Source organism: Bacillus sp. SIMBA_031 (genome assembly GCF_046535225.1).
Taxonomy (GTDB): Bacteria; Bacillota; Bacilli; order Bacillales; family Bacillaceae; genus Bacillus; species Bacillus velezensis.
Genome location: NZ_JAWRXC010000109.1, coordinates 1 through 309 on the forward strand (window position 1 = coordinate 1; position 309 = coordinate 309).

Consider the following 309-nt stretch of genomic DNA (forward strand, 5'->3'; position numbering starts at 1 on the left):
ATGGTGATTTAAAATACTGGAATAACATGACTTGTGACTTAGAAACCATGTATAATCTGTTTCAGGAGTGTTCTGACATCCCTATATTACTTAAAAGTTAGCTGTATGTTTAAAATACTTAATAATACAGTAGATAAAAAGGTGGTAGCAGAGTTTTCTAACGTTATGGAATTGCTAGATTTTATTCAGGATTCCGAAAGAAGAGATGCAAAACTCATTGAAGAATTGAGAGAAGGTGATTCAGATGCTTTTTTGCATAGAATTCATGACAAATTGGAAATATGTAATTTCAATTACTTGAGTCCAGTT

At 31.1% G+C, this 309-nt stretch carries 1 protein-coding gene; it reads left to right on the top strand.

All coding sequences use genetic code 11. The annotated features are described in order from the left end of the window. Positions 1-105: 105 nt before the first annotated feature. Positions 106-309, top strand: a 204-nt coding sequence (locus SB724_RS19710) for a hypothetical protein (RefSeq protein WP_410572483.1), incomplete at its 3' end; no start/stop codon positions are given.